This window comes from Hymenobacter metallilatus (assembly GCF_003944705.1).
In the GTDB taxonomy this organism is placed as follows: domain Bacteria; phylum Bacteroidota; class Bacteroidia; order Cytophagales; family Hymenobacteraceae; genus Hymenobacter; species Hymenobacter metallilatus.
Genome location: NZ_RWIS01000001.1, coordinates 120,212 through 137,914, shown reverse-complemented (window position 1 = coordinate 137,914; position 17,703 = coordinate 120,212). Strand labels below are relative to the sequence as shown.

16 protein-coding genes are annotated in these 17,703 nt (G+C 59.3%); 4 read left to right on the top strand and 12 right to left on the bottom strand.

The genetic code is table 11. The features are described 5' to 3' along the window. Positions 1–143: 143 nt before the first annotated feature. The 4 genes from EI290_RS00520 to EI290_RS00505 form a co-directional block, all read right to left on the bottom strand. Positions 144–2,096 carry a LysM peptidoglycan-binding domain-containing protein gene (locus EI290_RS00520; protein ID WP_125425574.1) on the bottom strand — a complete coding sequence of 651 codons (1,953 nt, stop codon included), beginning with the start codon at positions 2,094–2,096 and terminating at the stop codon, positions 144–146. Between the two features lie 179 nt (positions 2,097–2,275). Further along, complete coding sequence (gene gatA, locus EI290_RS00515) at positions 2,276–3,715, bottom strand: Asp-tRNA(Asn)/Glu-tRNA(Gln) amidotransferase subunit GatA (protein ID WP_125425572.1); 1,440 nt, start codon at positions 3,713–3,715, stop codon at positions 2,276–2,278. 13 nt (positions 3,716–3,728) lie between these two features. Beyond that, positions 3,729–4,097, bottom strand: coding sequence for a Sec-independent protein translocase subunit TatA/TatB (locus tag EI290_RS22920; RefSeq protein ID WP_125425570.1), 369 nt, complete (start codon positions 4,095–4,097; stop codon positions 3,729–3,731). Positions 4,098–4,109: 12 nt separating this feature from the next. Next, entirely contained in the window at positions 4,110–4,334 is a 225-nt protein-coding gene (locus tag EI290_RS00505; RefSeq protein WP_185816775.1) for a Sec-independent protein translocase subunit TatA/TatB, read from the bottom strand. Positions 4,335–4,754: 420 nt separating this feature from the next. Between EI290_RS00505 and EI290_RS00500 the strand changes: the two genes are divergently transcribed. After that, positions 4,755–5,612 (top strand): GAF domain-containing DNA-binding protein, encoded by an 858-nt coding sequence (locus tag EI290_RS00500; protein ID WP_221766218.1) that lies wholly within the window; start codon positions 4,755–4,757, stop codon positions 5,610–5,612. Between the two features lie 296 nt (positions 5,613–5,908). On the opposite strand, the gene EI290_RS00495 is transcribed toward EI290_RS00500, so the two are convergent. From EI290_RS00495 to EI290_RS00465, 7 genes are all read right to left on the bottom strand, one after another. Beyond that, entirely contained in the window at positions 5,909–7,222 is a 1,314-nt protein-coding gene (locus EI290_RS00495) for a murein hydrolase activator EnvC family protein (protein WP_394343518.1), read from the bottom strand. Positions 7,223–7,238: 16 nt separating this feature from the next. Beyond that, positions 7,239–7,997 carry a DUF4292 domain-containing protein gene (locus tag EI290_RS00490; RefSeq protein ID WP_125425564.1) on the bottom strand — a complete coding sequence of 253 codons (759 nt, stop codon included), beginning with the start codon at positions 7,995–7,997 and terminating at the stop codon, positions 7,239–7,241. Further along, entirely contained in the window at positions 7,990–9,804 is a 1,815-nt protein-coding gene (locus EI290_RS00485) for a tetratricopeptide repeat protein (protein ID WP_125425562.1), read from the bottom strand. The genes EI290_RS00490 and EI290_RS00485 overlap by 8 nt, the downstream gene beginning before the upstream one ends. 103 nt (positions 9,805–9,907) lie before the next feature. Continuing rightward, complete coding sequence (locus EI290_RS00480; RefSeq protein WP_125425560.1) at positions 9,908–10,918, bottom strand: sugar phosphate nucleotidyltransferase; 1,011 nt, start codon at positions 10,916–10,918, stop codon at positions 9,908–9,910. Positions 10,919–11,063: 145 nt separating this feature from the next. Next, positions 11,064–11,498 (bottom strand): dUTP diphosphatase, encoded by a 435-nt coding sequence (dut, locus tag EI290_RS00475; RefSeq protein WP_125425558.1) that lies wholly within the window; start codon positions 11,496–11,498, stop codon positions 11,064–11,066. Between the two features lie 127 nt (positions 11,499–11,625). Then, positions 11,626–13,125 carry a polysaccharide biosynthesis C-terminal domain-containing protein gene (locus EI290_RS00470; protein WP_125425556.1) on the bottom strand — a complete coding sequence of 500 codons (1,500 nt, stop codon included), beginning with the start codon at positions 13,123–13,125 and terminating at the stop codon, positions 11,626–11,628. A 123-nt stretch (positions 13,126–13,248) separates the two neighbouring features. Further along, complete coding sequence (locus EI290_RS00465) at positions 13,249–14,034, bottom strand: enoyl-CoA hydratase/isomerase family protein (protein ID WP_125425555.1); 786 nt, start codon at positions 14,032–14,034, stop codon at positions 13,249–13,251. A gap of 242 nt (positions 14,035–14,276) precedes the next feature. On the opposite strand from EI290_RS00465, the gene mscL reads away from it, so the two are divergent. The 3 genes from mscL (at position 14,277) to EI290_RS00450 (ending at position 16,343) form a co-directional block, all read left to right on the top strand. Then, a complete protein-coding gene (gene mscL, locus EI290_RS00460; RefSeq protein WP_125425553.1) occupies positions 14,277–14,702 on the top strand; it encodes a large conductance mechanosensitive channel protein MscL in 426 nt (141 codons plus the stop codon). Between the two features lie 80 nt (positions 14,703–14,782). Next, on the top strand, positions 14,783–15,775 hold the full coding sequence (locus EI290_RS00455) for a DUF3078 domain-containing protein (protein ID WP_125425551.1): 993 nt from the start codon (positions 14,783–14,785) through the stop codon (positions 15,773–15,775). 109 nt (positions 15,776–15,884) lie between these two features. Further along, positions 15,885–16,343 carry a hypothetical protein gene (locus EI290_RS00450; RefSeq protein ID WP_125425549.1) on the top strand — a complete coding sequence of 153 codons (459 nt, stop codon included), beginning with the start codon at positions 15,885–15,887 and terminating at the stop codon, positions 16,341–16,343. A gap of 444 nt (positions 16,344–16,787) precedes the next feature. Here EI290_RS00450 and EI290_RS00445 read toward each other — a convergent pair whose 3' ends face one another. After that, entirely contained in the window at positions 16,788–17,606 is an 819-nt protein-coding gene (locus tag EI290_RS00445) for a hypothetical protein (protein WP_125425547.1), read from the bottom strand. Between the last annotated feature and the right edge of the window lie 97 nt (positions 17,607–17,703).

The following is a 17,703-nucleotide window of genomic DNA, read 5'->3' as shown; positions in this document are numbered from 1 at the left end:
GCTCCGCTTCGCGCACGAGCGGAGCGAGTATCCCGGTATTGCTCCATCCGCGGGGAACTCGCCTGCGGCTCGTGCCCGAAGCGGAGCTGCGCGCTACATGAAAATAGGCAGCGCCCGGTCAGGCGGGTGGACAGAGGCAGGGCTTAGCTGCGTACAATCAGCTTCTGGCCGGGCTTCACCTCATCCGACTGCAGGTGGTTTAGCTCCCGCAGCTTTTCCACCGTGAGACCCTGGTAGCGGCGGGAAATGTTGTAGAGCGTGTCGCCGGGCTGCACCAGATGCACCTGGGGCACCGGGGTACCCCCACTGGCAGCGGAAGCCGGCCGGGTTGCCGGGCGCTGCGTGGCCACCTCACGGGTAGCGGCAGCCAGCTCGATAGTAGCTTCGGCCGTGGCACGCAGGTTCAGCCGCTGGCCGGGCTGCACAGTTTCACCCTTTAGGGCGTTCCAGGCTTTCAGCTGCGCAATGGTGAGACCATGGGTGCGGGCTATTTTCTCCAGGAAGTCGCCGGAGCGGACCAGGTAGGTAGCCGGTACGGTGTCGTCGGCCTCGGCCGTTTTGGGTGGGGCAGCCTCCGCGGGCAATGCTTTCCGGGCTACGGGCCGCGTAGCAGGGCGGGCCGCAGCCGTACGGACCAGAGCCGGCGCTTCGGTGGTGTCCTCGGGCTCCGGAACAGCTGCAGCTTTTACTGCCCGTACCGGTGCTGCCCGTTTTATAGTGGCAGCAGTGGGGGCGCTGGGCTGCGGAGCCGGTGCAGGCGCGGCCGAGGGTACAAATACTACCAGCTGCCGCCGCGACGCCAGGGAGTTGCTTCGGCCCAGCTCGTTCCAGCGCCGTACCTGAGCCGCTGTAACGGCGTACTGCTCGGCCACCGAGGCTACCGTTTCCCCGCGCTTCACCGTGTGGCGTACGCGCCGGTAGCGCGGCTGCGCGGCGGCTGGTTTAGCGGCTATGGGGCTGTTAGGGGTCGGGAAAGGCTCAACTCCGGCCAGCAGCACGGAACGCAAGGGCAGCGGAGCGGGTAGTTCGGCCTGGGGCCGGCAGTAGTCAAACAGCGTTTCCCGGTCCACCGCAGCCAGGGCCGGGCGGGCCGCCGCGGGCAGCTGCACGGTGTAGGGCCGGTAGCCGGTGGGCAGCCAGGGTTTGCGCAGCTCCGGGTTCAGGCGCAGCAGGGCCAGGGAGTCGGCGTAGCCGCAGGCCCGGGCCAGGCGGGTCATATCGAAGGCCCGCCCCCCCAGCTGCAGCGTGTCCATTGCCTCCGCCTGCTGGTAGTGCAGGGTAGGGGAGTGCAGCTGATGCTCGTTGGCGTACTTCATGGCGTACATGATGGCCGTGAAGGTGGGCACGTAGTTGCGGGTTTCGGCCGGGAGGTTGGGGTGTACCTCCCAGTAGGTTTTCTTACCGGTGCGGCGCACTACCCGCTGCATGTTTCCGGCACCCCAGTTGTAGGCTGCCAGCACCATTTCCCAGTCATGGAACACCCCGTAGAGGTAGCGCAGGTGCTTGCAGGCCGCCTCAGTGGCTTTTTCCGGGTTCATGCGCTCGTCCACCCACTCGTCGCGGCGCAGGCGCAGGTCGTTGGCCGTGGGGCCCATGAACTGCCACAGCCCCGTAGCGCCCACCCGCGACTTGGCTGTCGGAATCAGGGCCGATTCCACCACGGCCAGGTACTTCAGGTCGAGGGGCAGGTTGTACTTGGCCAGGTACTTCTCAAACAGCGGAAAGTACAGGTTTTCCCGCTCCAGTACCCGCTGGGTGTAGCCCCGCTGCCGCTCCGTAAACAGCCGCACGAAGGCCAGCACGTGGTTGTTGAAGGCGTGGGGCATTTCCGTCTCGATGCACCCAATCCGGTCCCCCACCAGGTCGCGCAGCTCGGGCGGCGTACGGAGCCAGGCCAGCCGGGACGAGTCGATGGGTGCGGGTGCGGCGGCCAGCGAATCGGGCAGCAGCTCCAGGTTCACCTGCACCGTGTCGTTGGTGGGCGCGGCGGGTGGCACGGGTGGTAGCTGAGGCCGTACCTGCGCCGCCAGTGGCAGAGTCAGGGCCGACGCTAGGAGAGCAGGTACCGCAACGCGCAACAACGACTTCTTCATCATTTACCTGGGAGCTGGGGCAAAGCAGCCGAAGACACAAAACGCTGAGTATCAGCCCAGCGTTTTGTCAAAAATAAACGAATTCTTTAAAACACCCTCCAGTGGTGGCAGAACGTGTCCCCCGGAGCTGTGCTCCGGGGGCAAGGGCAACGACGGCCTAGGCAGGGCTTCGGGCTAGCGCCTTAAGCCAGCTCCGGTGTCAGCGTTGAGGTGAGCGAGTTGGCAAACGCCAGCAACTGCTCTTCCCGGAACGCTCCGCTCAGTATCTGTAAGCCAATAGGCAAACCCTGGGCATCGGTGCCGTTGGGCACCGAAATGGCCGGCACCCCGGCCAACGAAGCCTGCACCGTGAAAATATCGGCCAGGTACATGGCCAGCGTGTCCTTGTTCACGTCGCCAATGCGGAAGGCCGTAGTAGGCGTGGTAGGCAGCACCAGGAAATCGTACTCGCGCAGCAGCTCGTCGGTTTTCTCCTTAATGAGGCGGCGCACCCGCTGGGCCTTGGTGTAGTAGGCGTCGTAGTAGCTGGCGCTCAGCACGAAGGTGCCCAGCAGAATGCGGCGCTGCACCTCAGGCCCGAAGCCCTGGGCCCGCGTCTTTTTGTACAACGACTCCAGGTCGGTGGCATCCGGGGCGCGGTAGCCAAACTTCACCCCGTCGTAGCGGCTCAAATTGGAGCTGGCCTCGGCCGTGGTGAGAATGTAATACGTGGGCACAATGAAGTCGAGGTAGGGGAAATCCACGGCTTCTACTACGTGGCCCTGCCCCCGCAGCTGCTCCAGGGCCTGCTCGGTGGCGGCCTTGATTTCCGGGTTCAGCCCCGGCCGCTCCAGGCAGTCCCGGATATAGCCGATGCGGTAGTGCGGGGCGGGCGTAAGCTGCTGGCTATAGGCCGGCACCTCGCGCTGGCTCACGGTGCTGTCGAACTGGTCGGGGCCGGCCATTACTTCCAGCAGCAGGGCAGCATCCTCCACCGAGCGGGTGAGGGTGCCAATCTGGTCGAAGGAAGAGGCGTAGGCAATCAGGCCGTAGCGGGAAATGCGCGAATACGTTGGCTTGAAGCCCACAATGCCGCAAAACGCTGCCGGCTGCCGCACCGAGCCGCCCGTATCAGAGCCGATGGATGCCAGGCACATATCGGCCTGCACGGCCACGGCCGAGCCCCCCGAGGAACCGCCGGGCACCCGCTCGGGGTCCAGCTCGTTGCGGGCCGGCCCGAAGTATGAGGTTTCGTTGGAGGCCCCCATGGCAAACTCGTCGCAGTTCTGGCGGCCAATCAGGATGGCATCCTCATCGAGCAGGCGCTGTACGGCCGTGCCAGTAAACAACGACTTGAATCCGTCGAGGATGTGGCTGCTGCTCTGCAGGGCGTGGCCTTCGTAGGCCAGCACGTCCTTCAGGCCCAGCACCATGCCCGCCAGCTTACCGGCCGTACCGGCGGCCAGCTTGGCATCTACGGCCTCGGCCTGAGCCCGGGCTTCCTCGGGCCACACTTCCAGAAAGGCATTGAGGTGCTCTTTGCGGCGGATATTATCCAGATAATACTCCACGAGCTGACGGCAGGTCGTGGTGCCTGCCGTCAGCTCGTGGCGAACTTCCGTGAGGGAGTTAAAACGTCTCAAGACGATAGAAAATTTAGTTCAACTGGTCGGGGCGGGGGCGCTCTTCGGGCGCGGGCGTTACCGGGGGCGTAATGCCGCCATCCATAGGAGGCGCCAGGGGAGCGGCAGCCGGGGCGTCGGCTACTGGCGGAGCCGGGTACACGGGCTGCTGATACGGTTGCTGCTGAAACTGCTGCTGGTACGGCTGTTGGGGGTTGCCGGCATTTTCAATCTCGCTACGGATTTCGCGGGAGGCATCCTTGAACTCGCGGATGCCTTTGCCCAGGCCGCGTGCCAGCTCCGGAATCTTATTAGCCCCGAAGAAAATCAGAATGAACAGCACGATGACCATCAGCTCACCGCCGCCAATACCTTCCAGAAACAGAAAAATGGGAGTGTGCATGGCTACAAGCAGTTACACGCGGGGGGCGTTCGGGTCGTTGGGGTTGGTGGGCCGGTCCCGGAACTCAGGCTTATCGTCGCGGGAAGCATCCTTGAACTCCCGGATGCCTTGGCCCATGCCCCGGAACAGCTCCGGAATACGCTTGGCACCAAACAGCAGGACAATAGCCAGCACGATAAGCAGAATCTCGGTGCCGCCTAAGCCGCCAATACCAAGTAAAAGAGTGGCAAAATTCATACGAAGGGCAGGCCGTTAGGCCAGTTTGGGGTGGCAAAGCTACTTATACGCAGCTTTATGCGCGTTAGGATTGATAAAGGTACCGCATAATTTCAAAATCAGTTCCCGTTTTGCCGGGTTCTTCCGGCAATCAGCTGGGTGCCGCGGCCCTTTCATGTGGTATTCATCTGCCTGCCCTAACCCTAACCAGAAAAGCCCGGCATTAGGCGGCAAAATGCCCATATTCAGCGGTTGAGCAGCCGGAATACTCTGGCTACTATGCTATTTTGAAAAAAGTTTCCCGCCCGATTTAGTGCACTACTCTACTCCGCTCCCCTTTTTCCAATGCCCACAAAACAGATTTCTTCCCGAAAAATAAAGTCGAAGCCTGCGCAGGCGGAAGAAGTAAGACGGCTGGAGGCGCTGGAAGCGTATCAGATTATGGATACCCCTCCTGAATCGGCCTTCGACGATTTGGTGCGGCTGGCAGCCTTTATCTGTGATACCCCTATTTCCCTGGTATCCTTGCTGGATGGGCAGCGGCAGTGGTTCAAGGCCAAAACCGGCCTGCCGGGAGTGCAAAGTACTGCCCGGGAAATAGCATTTTGCCAGTACACTATTCAGGCCGATACGTTGTATGAAGTGGAAGATGCCTTGGCCGACCCCTTATTTCAGCAGAATGAGCTGGTAACCGGCAACCCGCACATCCGCTTCTATGCGGGTTATCCGCTAATTACGCCCGAAGGCCAGGCCCTGGGCACAATCTGCGCCATCGACCAGGTACCCCGCCGCCTGAATGCGGCCCAGCGCGAGGCCCTGCGGATTCTGGCGCGGGAAGTAGTGGCTCATCTGGAGCTGCGCCGGATGCAGCGGCAGCTGGAGGAAGAAAAAATCAAACTGGAAGGACTATTGCGTATGGCCAATGATGCCGCCGAATCGTTGTATCTGAACGGAGGCCAGAACGAAATCTTCATCAAGCAGGACCACAAGCTGGTGCGCGTTAAAACCTGTGATATTCGGTATGTGGAGGCTCTGGGCGACTACGTGAACATTTACTCCGGCCGGGAGCGGTACACCGTGTACAGCACCATGAAGGAGCTGGAGGCCAAGCTGCCCAATCGGGAGTTTGCCCGCGTCCACCGGAAGTACATCGTGCGCCTGGACCGTATTATCTCCATTGAGAGCGACGCCCTGATTGTGGAGGCCGGGCGCAATGCCGACCAGGGGAGCACCCTGCTGCCAGTACCCATCGGTAATTCGTTTAAATCAGCGCTATTGGGCCGGCTGAATCTGATTTAATTCTGATGCTGGAGTAGCAGGGTCCTAATTTGGATAATTCATCGAGGGAAAAAACAGTTTCGGCGAATTTGCCCATCCGGCTGTGGCCATCCCCCGTATCTTTCGAATGGTTATCGGGGATTAACCTTGGGAGCAGTGCTGACTCAGCCCGAGTAGCGCTGCACCAGGGGAGGGATTCTGATAGCTAAGTTTGTTTTCATAGCTCAGAAAGACACCGCGCATTGCACGGTGTTTTTTTTTGGCTGCAAACCAGCCGCGGTAAGCTGCCAGCCGACGAGTGAATTGCAGCTTGCAGCCTATTTCCGCCCCAGCCAGTTTTCGGGGTTAAGGTTGGAGCTGTTGTGCCACACCTGAAATTGTACTTCAGAGGTGCCCTCCGCATCAGTGGATACCGTGCCAATAGCCTGCCGGGCCTGTACGGTCTGGCCCTCGCTCACGCTCACGCTCCGCAGCTTGGCATACACTGTGAAGTAGTCGCCATGCTGCACCATTACAATGGTGTTCATGCCGGGCACACTGGCTACGGTTAGCACTTTACCTCCGAACACGGCCCGCACCGGCTCACCCGCGCTGGTCTGAATATCTACGCCCCGGTTTTCAACTACCACGTTTTTCAGCACGGGGTGGTTGTGGCGCCCAAACCGCTGGCTGATAAAGCCCCGACCTACCGGCCAGGGCAGGTTGCCCCGGTTGTCGTGGAAGGAAGCAGCCAGCTCGGCCGTTTCCGGGGTAAGCGTGACGCGGTCGACCCGCTCGGCGGCGCTGGCAGCGGCAGCTTCGGCTTCGGCTGTGGGGCTGGCGCGGGTTGTAGCCGCCGGGCTGCGGCCCGGAGCCGTAGCCGCCGACGCGCGGGCCGCAGAGGCAGCGGCCGCCCGACGGGCCGCCGCCCGGGCAGCGCGGGCAATTTCCTCGCGCACACGCTGGGCAATCAGATTATCGAGGCGGCTTACGGCCTGCTGGCGCGCGGCCAGCTCTTTCCGTAAGCCTTCTTCCTGCTGCGTGAGCTTGGTAACTACCTCCGCCTGCTGGGTTTTGAGCGTTAGCAGGTTTTTCTTCTCCGAAATCTGGTTGTTGAGCAGGCTACCTTTCTCCTGGCGCTTCTCCTTAAGCCCCAGCAGCTGGGTGCTGAGCCGCTGCTGGGTGTGGGTAATCTGTGCGGCCTGGGCCTGGCGAACTTCGGTGTACTGCCGGATGTAGCGCAGGCGCAGCAGAAACTGGTTGAATGACTCCGAGGCAAACAGGAACATCAGCCGGTTGTAACCGTTGGCCGTTTTGGAGCCGGCATAAATCAGGCGGGCGTACTCGGCCTTGAGCTGCTCCAGGCTCTGTTGGGTTTTCTGCACCTGCGTTTCGGTCTGTACTACATCGGTTTCAATGTAGTGCAGCTCGTTGCTGATATTCTTAATAACGCCCTGCTGTACCGTCAGCTTTTCTTTCAGAGCATTCAACTGCCCCACTGAAGCCTGTTTCTGCTTCTGCGTCTGGGCCAGGATGCGGCTGGTTTCCTGGATGCGGCGCAGCGTGGCCCGCCGCTCCCGCTCCAGCTGGGCCTTGGATTTGCGCTGCGCCCAGGCTGACTGAAATGTCAGCAGCACAAGCAGTGCACACAAGCCCACCCACCAGTAGTTACTTTTTACGCGCATAGCCTTTCGGAACCGAGAACGGGAACTGCAGCCGCTCCTTATCCACATCTACTGAGCGGTAGGTAATGGTAACGGTGGTGGGAGGCGTTTGGCCCTGTTGCACCTGCACCAGCGTATTAAAGGCAAACTGCAATGGGTTGCGCTCCAGCGCCCGGAAATCGGAGTAGTCCACCGTGAGCTTGTTCTGGTTGGCCGGAGCCTGTACCTGCAGCTGCTGGATGCGGCCCCGCTCCAGGTTTACGAGCTGCTGTACGAGCAGGCCGGCCTGCTCGTAGCTCACGCGCTGCATAGGGCCTTCGGTAGCAACGGTAGGTTGAACGCCAGCACTCAACGGAGCCAGGTAATTGCCCAGCAGCAGGGCCTGAATGGTTTCAAAGTTCACGGGCACATTCAGCCGCTGGCTCAGATAGGCAAAGTCGCCGGCGTAATACTCCTTGTGCAACTTATCAAGCACCTGTACCGAGTCGCGGGTGATGTAGATGCGGCCGCCCTCAATGCCCACCAGCGAGGCCGAAATCCAGATAACACTATCCTTCCGAATGCGCACGTTGATGTTGCCGCCCTGGTCACCAAACTGCGCTTTGCCCTTGGCTGCCAGAAAGCGAAAATCCACATTGGCCGCTTTGATGGCTTCCGGCATGGGAACCGTGGCAGCTGGTTTGCGGCCGGGCAGCAGTTTGCGGGTACAGCTGCCCAGCAGCATCAGGGCGCTCAGCAGCACCAGCACAAGGCGGTTACTCATATAATTTTTTGTCTTTGATCTTACGGTCGATGAGCGGGGAGGCGCCGCCCAGCTTCCGGGCACGCTGCCATTCGGCCAGGGCCTTATCCGTCTCGCCCAGCTGGAACAGCACGTCACCGTAGTGTTCCACCACGGTAGCGTCGGTGGTGGTTTTCAGGGCTTTTTCAAGCTGTTGCCGGGCCCCGGCGTAGTCTTTCAGGCGGTAGAGCACCCAGCCGTAGGTATCCAGGTAGGTATCGTTGTCGGGGTTCTGTTTCACCAGCTTGCCCGCCATTTCCTTGGCCCGGTCCAGCTTTTCGCCCCGCAAAGAAAGGTAATAGCTGTAATTATTAAGCGCCTGAGCATTATTGGCATCAAAGGTCAGGGCCGCCTCATAAGCCGCATCCGACTTGGCATAGTCCTTCAACTCGTGGTAGGTGTCGCCCAGTTGGGTGTCGAACTGGGCCAGCAGCTCGGGGTTGTCGGTGGCCAGCTTGCGGCCGTATTCCAGAGATTTTACAGCTTTGGCGGGCTGTTTTTTCAGCTGGTAGCCCACGCCGTTATAAAACCAGAGCGGTGCCTGGTTCGGGAACAGCTCCAGGGCTTGGCTGGTGTGCGCCAGCAATGAATCCACTTGGTTAAGCTCGGCATCAATGAGCACCACCTGCTGCCAGATCTGGTAGCGGGAGTTATCGAGGCGGATGGCTTTGGAGTAGTTCGCGCGGGCCTCACGGCGGTTACCGGTTACCGTTTGAATGTCGCCGGCAATAGAAAAGGCCTTGGCTTCCTTGGGATGTACCCGGGTGGTAATGGCCGCCAGCTCCTGGGCGGTCTGGTTCAGGTCGGGATTGGGCAGCTGCTTGATGTAGTCAATCAGAATGCGCACCTTATTGTCAATATCCAGGGCCGGGCTTTCAAATGCCAGCTTCAGCTGCCGCTCCGATTCCGGCGCGTTCTTCTGCTGCCGGTATACGTCGGCCAGAATCATACGGGCCCGGGGGTTGTCGGGGTCCTGCTTCAGGGCCTGTTCCGACACCCGGATGGCATCGGGCAGGCGGTTATTGGTGGCGTAGAGCTGGGCCTGGGCCAGCACGTAGCGCACCTCATCGGGGTTGGCGGTAATCAGCGCTTCCCCCTCCTGCAGGGCCTTATCCAGGTTGTTCTGCTTGAGGTAAATCTGCTGCTTTTTGAAGGATACCTCATCCAGGGGGCCAAATTTCTTCTCGGCTTCCTCAAACGTGGCCAGCGCTTCGTTCAGCTTGCCCTGGGCCAGGTACAGGTCGGCCAGGTTGAACAGGTAGGGCCCCGAGTTGGAAACCGTCTTAATGAGGGTGGTGTAGGTCTGGGCGGCTTCGTCGTACTGCTTCTGGGAGGCGTAAATCTGGGCCAGCAACAGGTAGTAGTAGGCATTTTGCGGGTCGAGCTTCACGGCCGCCAGCGCAAAGTTGGTGGCATCCTTGAGGTTGCCGCTCAGCAGGTTGGTTTCGGCTATTTTGTAGTTAACGGCCGCGTTGGTGGGGTTGAGGGCGTAGGCCTTGAGCAGCCGCTCCAGAGCTTTATTGTAGTCTTCAAGCAGCAGAAACCGCACCCCGTCCACAAAAAAAGCCTCGCTCATCTCCCGGTCTTTCTCCGAGAGGTTCACCCGCTGCCGGGAGGCAGCATCCAGGGCCGCCCGCCGCGCCAGCTCCTTGCGCTCCTTACGGGTCAGCTTGCGGGGCTTTACGGGGTCGGCCTTTTCAGCAGGTGCTGGTGTTTGTTGGGCATACCCCGGCCCGGCCAGCAGCAGGCCCAGCAGCAGCAGCAGGGAAAACGCACCAAATCGACTCATGGAAAGGTAGGTAGCACTGGGTAGTTGGTAGTAGGATAATGATTGGGAATCCAATTACCAACTACCCGTGACCAACTACTAAACGTCAGAAGACGCAAAAATATCACACGCGCAGCGTGTTATAGTCGCCCACGCTCAAATCGTTGGGCTGGCTGGCCACGCTGGCATGGCTGCCTACCATTGAGTTGGTAATATTGGCGTGCAGGATGGAGGCCGACTGTTGCACAATGGAGTTGGAAACGACGGAATGCCGCACATTGGTATGAGCACCCAGCGAAACGTGCGGGCCCACTACCGAGTCGGTAATGACCACTCCTTCGCCCACGTACACGGGCGGGATAAGCACGGAGTTGGTGATTTTGGCAGATTCGGCCACCAGTTGCTCACCGCGCTCCTCCAGGTAAGCCAGGTAGCGTTGGTTGGTGAAAACGGTAGCATCCTTATTGCCGCAGTCGAGCCACTCGGTTACGCGGCCGGGTACAAACTTGGTACCCTTATTCTTCATGTTTTCGAGGGCGTTGGTGAGTTGGTACTCGCCTTTGTCCTTGATGTCATGGTCGAGCAGGTATTGCAGCTCCCGCTTCAGGTACTCGCCATCCTTGAAGTAATAGATGCCGATAATGGCCAGGTCGGAAACGAATTCCTGGGGTTTCTCTACGAAGTCGGTAATCTGGCCCTGCTCGTCAAGCTTTACCACTCCAAACGGCTTGGGGTCGTCTACGCGCTGCACCCAGATGGTGCCCTCGGCCGAGGCATCCAGGATAAAATCGGCTTTGAACAGCGTGTCGGCAAAGGCTACAACCACGGGGCCATCCAGGGCCGACTGAGCGCATAGGATGGCATGGGCCGTACCCAGGGGCTCATCCTGGTAGTGAATGGTGCCCGTGGCGCCCACCGATTCGGCAATCTGCACCAGGCTTTTCTCAACCTCACTACCGAAGCGCCCGATGATGAACGCAACTTCCTCTACCGGCTCCCCGCACACTTTGGCAATATCTTCCACCAAGCGGTGTACAATGGGTTTGCCGGCAATAGGAATGAGCGGCTTGGGAACGGTAAGCGTGTGGGGCCGCATCCGCTTGCCCATGCCAGCCATCGGGACGATAATCTTCATGTGGGGTCAGTTAGGAATTAAAAATTAAAAATGAAGAATTAAAAGTCACGAGTCAGGAAATAAAAAAACCGTTTAACATCATATCTGAGCAGATTTTCAGCTATTACAATGGCCGGTTTTTACTTCCTGATTCTCAATTTTTAATTCAAACGGTGCCTGTGCTGCCATAGCCGCCACTGCCCCGCTGGGTTTCGCTGAGCTCCTGGGCCGGCTGCCATACCACGGTTTCGTGGCGGGCTACTACCAGCTGTGCAACCCGCTCCCCATCCTGTACCACAAACTCCTGGTCCGACAGATTTACTAATAGTACTTTTAGCTCGCCGCGGTAGTCGGCATCAATGGTTCCGGGACTATTAACGATGCCAATGCCGTGTTTGTAGGCCAATCCGCTACGGGGGCGGACCTGCACTTCGTAGCCAACCGGAATTTCCAGAAACAGGCCTGTGGGAATGAGGGCGCGTTGCAGGGGCTTCAACGTAATCGGCTCGGGGAGGTTGGCGCGCACATCCATACCAGCGGCATGGGCCGTTTGGTACTCGGGCAACGCATGCCGCGACTGATTGATGATGGGAATACGCATGGTTTTTTTAAAGCTGTTAGCTAGTGAGGGTTAGCTGTTGGCTTTTCAGGACGGCCAGCTGCTGGCTGCTTACCGCAACGAAAGATAGGAGGAACAAAGCGAATAGCTAGTAGCCATCAGCTGCTAGCTAGATAACCCGCAGGCGCCGGCCTTCCACGGCAGCCACCACGCCTACAAAGCCCAGCGTGAGTAGGGCATGGAAGCCGTAGCGGGGCCAGCCTTCGGCTACCGGCACCCACCAGCTCAGGGCCACTATGCCCACGGCCAGGCCCAGCCACAGCAGCAGGCGCACCACAGGATAAGGAATGGGGTAGTGCCGCTCGCCCAGCCACCAGCACAGTGCTGCCATCATAAAGTAGCAGGCCAGCGTGGCCAGGGCCGAGCCCATGTAGCCCAGCACCGGAATCAGCAGGAAGTTGAGGGCAATGGTGAGCACCGCGCCGGCAAAGCCCAGGTAGGTACCGTAGTAAGTTTTGTCAGTGAGCTTAAACCACACCGAGAGGTTCCAGTACACGCCCAGAAACAGGTTGGCCAACAGCAGCACTGGTACTACGCCCAGCCCCTGCCGGTACTCGGGCCGTCCCAGAAATACCTGCGCCACCACATCCACGTTCACGCTCACGCCCACGAACAGCATGGCGCAGCAGAGCGTAAACCATTTGAGCACCAGCGCAAATGTGCGCGGCGAGTTCTGTTCGGTGCTCTGGGCGAAGAAGAATGGCTCGGCCGCGTATTTGAAGGCCTGAATGACAAGGCTCATCAGAATGCTGAGCTTGTAGCAGGCCCCGTAAACGCCTACCGCCGCCAGATTGCTCTGGCCAGGATAGAAGCCCTCGGGCAGCCAGCGGGGCAGCAGAATCCGGTCCAGCGTTTCGTTTACCATGCCGGCCAGGCCCATGAGCATAATGGGGTAGGCGTAGCGCAGCAGGGGCCGTATCGGCTCCAGGCTCAGGCGGAAGCGGAAATCGAGCAGCTCCTGGCCCAGCAGCAGCAGCGTGAAGGCTGAGGCCGCCAGGTTCGAGAGAAACACGTAGCCCACGCCCACGGTGGGGTCGTATACCGCCGCTACCAGCGGGCGAAGGCCAGCCAAGTACTTGCCCGCCAGCACATCGGGGCAGAGCACGATGAAAAACAGATTCAGCGCAATGTTCAGCCCAATGTTGGCCAGCCGGATACCGGCGAACTTGCGGGCTTTGTTTTCCAGCCGCAGCCGGGCAAACGGAATGGCCGCCACCGCATCAAGCCCCAGAATGGCCGCAATCCAGACGGCGTACCGCTCGTGGCCCGGCGGCAAGCTCAGCAAACTCATCAGGGGCCGGGCCAGCAGCATCAGGCCGGCGGTCAGCACGGCGCTGGAAAGCAGCAGCAGCGTCATTACCCGGTCGTACAACTCGCGCCTGTCGGTGCCGGGGCGGTTGGCAAAGCGGAAGAAGGTGGTTTCCATGCCGTAGGTGAACACCACGTTCAGAAACGACACGTAGGCGTACATGCCCGTCACGATGCCATACTCGGCCGCCGCAAACCGCCCCGTGTACACCCGCACCAGCAGAAACGTTAGTACCCGGCCCAGAATGCTGCTTACGCCATAAATAGCCGTTTGCGAAGCCAGCCGTTTGGCAATACTCATCTACTTTAATTAAAAATTGAGAATTAAAAATTAAAAACCGGATGTTAAGAAATTATCGTGCAGCTGGTTGTGGCTAAAAGCGAGAAAACCTAGTTGCAATTTTTAATTCTTAATTCTCAATTTTTAATTCCCCGTAAATGCTGCCGGACGCTTTTCCAGAAATGCCGTAGTGCCTTCTTTAAAATCTTCGGAGGCGAAACAGCGGGCGAAGGCGTCAGCCTCGGCCTGGTAGCCGTCCCGGCCTTTGTCGAAATAGGCATCCACGGCGTCAATGCACAGGCCCAGGGCAATGGGGGCTTTGGTGAGGATGCGCAGCAGCAACTGGCGCGTGAAGCCCAGCAGCTCAGCCTGGGGCACTACGTGGTTCACCAGGCCCAGGCGCAGCGCCTCGTCGGCTTTTATCATATCGGCCGTCAGCAACAGCTCCAGGGCCTTACCCTTGCCGATGAGCTGGGTGAGACGCTGGGTACCACCGTAGCCGGGCACCAGGCCCAGGTTCACCTCGGGCTGACCAAAACGGGCGTTTTCGGCGGCAATGCGCAGGTGGCAGGCCATGGCCAGCTCGCAGCCGCCGCCCAGTGCAAAGCCATTTACGGCGGCAATTACGGGCTTGGGGCTGCGCTCAATTAGGCGAAACACCTCCTGGCCCTGCACCGCCGCCCGGCGGCCTCCCACGTCGTCCAGCTTGGTCAGCTCGGCAATATCGGCCCCGGCCACAAACGACTTTTCTCCGCTGCCGGTCAGAATCATCCCGCGCACCGCAGCATCGGCGAGGCCCTGCTGTACGGCCGCCCCAATTTCGTCGATAGTGGCTGCATTCAGGGCGTTAAGCTTATCGGGCCGGTTGACGGTGATGGTCAGGATGCCGGTTTCGGGTTCGGGATGATAGAGAAGGTTGGTGAAGATCATGGCTGGAGGTGGGATAGGGGGCAATGCTGGCGGCAAAGATAGAATGAATCCGGGCCCAGTCTCATTCAGCGCAGAAATCAGGGTGTTCAGGTGAGAAAATATCAAATTCAGCGAATACTTCGGGATAGGGGCGCCGGCTCCCGCAATTTTGCTTCCGCTGGCTGACAACTGGCAACAGATGCAGAAAAATATATATTTGCTAGTCTGTCTTTTACTGTCTCACAACCAAACACTTCTACAACATGGGCTTTGTTTCCGAATTCAAGGAGTTTATTTCAAAAGGCAATGTGCTCGACCTGGCCGTCGGGGTTATCATCGGCGGGGCCTTTGGCAAAATCGTCTCCTCGCTCACCGATGACATCCTGATGCCCATTCTGAGCCTGCTCACGGGCGGTGTTGATTTCAAAGAGTGGTATCTGCCGCTGGATGGCAAAAGCTACGCTACGTTGCAGGCGGCCAAGGACGCCCAGGCAGCCACCATTAACTATGGGGTTTTCCTGAATGCAGTTATTACCTTCCTGCTGATGGCGTTTGCCATTTTCTGGATTGTGAAACTGGCCAACCGCTTTAAGAAGCCCGCCGAGCCAGTTGTAGTAGTGGAAGCCGGTCCCACCAAGGACCAGCAGTTGCTCATCGAAATCCGCGACGCTCTCCGTAGCCGCTCGTAAGCGGACTTATGGCACCTACCGCCGGCTTTTGTTCAGTACGCTGAGCAAAAGCCGGCTTTTTTTATCCTTATCATCGGCGCATGAAACCTGGTACCCATTCTATTCTGGCAGCCTGCCTGCTAGCCTTGTCCGCTACGGCGGCCCTGGCTCAAACCGACGACCCCCGGCGCCCACCCACCCCGTTACCAGCCTACAAAATATCAGCGGAAGTAGACACCGCGCGTGGGTGGCAGCGCGGGGGTGCCGGCACGCTTAACTTCAGCCAGGTAAGCCTGCGCAACTGGGCCCCCGGCGGGCAAAGCTCCTTATCCTTGCTGGCCATGGGCAACGTGTATCTGCATTACCGGGGCCCGGAGCACACGTTCGACCTGGCAGGAAACCTGGTGTATGGTCTGCTGAAAGCAGGAAAAGGCCGGGTGCGCAAAAACGACGACCGGCTGGAGCTGAACGGCCGCTACGCCCGGCAGTTTACCCAAACCCTGTCGTATGCGGCGCAAGTGAACGTGAAAACCCAGCTTACTCCCACAAACGCGCTGGGTAAGCCCGACTCTTTGTTGTCCCGGCTGTTTGCGCCCGCCTACGTGCTGGCCTCTCTGGGCGTTGAATACAAGCCCAATACCGATTTTTCCCTGTTTGTGTCACCTGCCACCGGTAAGTTTACCGTAGTAGCCGATCAGGGCCTGGCTGATGCTGGCTCCTTTGGCGTACGTCCTGCTCGGCTGGGAGCCAATGGGGAGCTGGTGCGCGGTTCCGGGCAACGCCTGCGTCAGGAGTTGGGCGCATATCTGAACGCCCGCTACCGGCACGTACTGTTCACCAACATCACCTACAACACCAAACTGGAGTTATTCAGCAACTACTTTCATAATCCCCAGAACCTGGATGTAAACTGGGAGAACCTGCTGGACTTCAAAGTTAACAAGTTTGTCAGCGCCAGCGTTACCACGCTGCTGGTATACGACGACGACATTCGGGTGCCCCTGGACCGCAACGAGGATGGAGTGCCCGACGACCGGGGCCGGCGGATTCAGTTCAAAGAAACATTGGGAATCGGCCTGACTTACAAGTTTTAACCGAAATTGAACTAACTTTACTACCCGCCCGTTGGCCGCAGAAATCAGGGGCTGCTTTTCGTGCTTTCAGTCGGCCACCTCCGCGGTTTCTGCTTTTTTCCTGTCTCCTATGAAGAAGTTTCTCTCTGTTGTGGCCCTTGCCGCTGGTGTGCTGGCTGCTCCTGCGCTGAAGGCGCAAAGTACTGCCACAGCTCGCCCCGCTAACGCCAGCCAGGCGCAGCAGACAACCGAGGAAGGAGCCCGTAAAAAGCGGAAAGCTTCTGCCACCGATATTGCCCGTGTGCAGCGCCGCATGAGCATGAACCCGGATGAAGCCAAGCGCGACCAGCAGATGGAAATCCTGGAGGCCCGTTCAGGCATGGGCACGGCCAATACCAGCTTTGGGCGGGCTTCAGGCCCGGCCCGTCAGTACGAAAAAGGTGCCGGAGGATTTACGGTTCGCAGGTTCAAGGACAACCGCATCGGCACGGCCCGCCAGAAGCGTGGTCAGACCCGGCCCGCGGGGTTTGTTGATCCGAAAGGCAAACCGCTCAGTCACAAAAAGAAAAAGCATTTTCTGTTTTTCTAGGCAGCGTACTACTTACATCGGATATAAAAAAAAGACCCGGCGCAACGCTCCGGGTCTTTTTGCTCTTCAGCGGTACCAGGGCCACCGTTCGCCCCCGGTCCAGCCAAAGAAGATGGATTACGGCAACGGGTGCCGGTAAAAGACTCAATGACGAGGCCGCGTTAGGGAAGGCCAGACAGTGTGCAGGGGTGACTGGGTTCGGGGGGCGCGGCCGGGGAGGGGAGTAGCAAGCGTAACAACCGGCTGCGTGACAACGGGTACCAGGGCAGCAGCCGTTGGGGGCCCACACGGTACCGGTGGTTCGGGGCGAGCAGTGGTAGTATCGGGCAAGTGGGTGCAGGCAACCGTTCCCAGCAGCAATGCTCCCGATGCGTAGCGGTTGACTTTCATGTGCAGCAGCAAAAAACGCGAAGAAATCCGTCCTGATAAGCTGGGGCGAACTACTCAGAAGCGGGCAGTGACCCCCAGCTTCAAGTAGCTCATATCATAGCCAGCTTCCGCAAATGCCCCAATATTGTCCGTCAGGAAATACCGCCCGCCAATAAAAATGCCTCCCTCCACTCTGGCGCCGCCGTAGGAGTTGTCGTAGCGCCCACCCAGGTACTCTGAGTAGTACGTATCCTTATAGCTTTCGATGCGCGCGCCGAGACTTACTCCGGCGTATGTATCCAGCTTGCTGTTCTGCAGCAGGTCGTAGTGGTAGGTGCCTCGCACCAGCACAATAATGTTATTCCAGCGGGCTTTGTAATCAGTACCAGGGTAATCATAGTGGTAGCCCTTGTAGCCGATAAGTCCACCTATGCCGATTACCCCTGGCCCAATACCTTCAATGATGCCCTTTTCCAGGGACAGGCTCACGGCAGGGGTAGCTTTCAGGCCGCTACCGAACCCGTAGCCGTACCCCAACCCCAGCCCGACGCCCAGGTTTACCATTGTGGTGCCTTTCTGAAACAAAGCCCCGGAGGCAGCCGGACTGCTTGGCTTATTGACCGGGGTAGAAGCAGTGGTAGCCGGAGAAGGAGCAGCGGCGGGTGCCGGTGCTGGTTTAGCCGCTGCAGGTGCCGGTTTTGCCGGGGCTTTGCCCGCAGGAGTTGCTTTTACCACTGGTTTTGCTGTTCCCGAAGTTGCTGCCCGGGGTGCAGAGGGTGTGTGGGTAGCAGCCGCTACGGGTTTAGGGGCCGGCTTGGCTCCGGTTTTGGATTGGGCAAGCACCGGGCTAGCGGCCAGTACTGCCAGCGACAGAAGAATAGGTGTCGTTTTCATAGGGTGGAAGTTTGGGGGCGTAACTGCGGAGCTTGGACTCGCACAGTGCAATATTTTCCTGATCTGATACAAAACTAATCTGGCGCTGTCTTTTCGT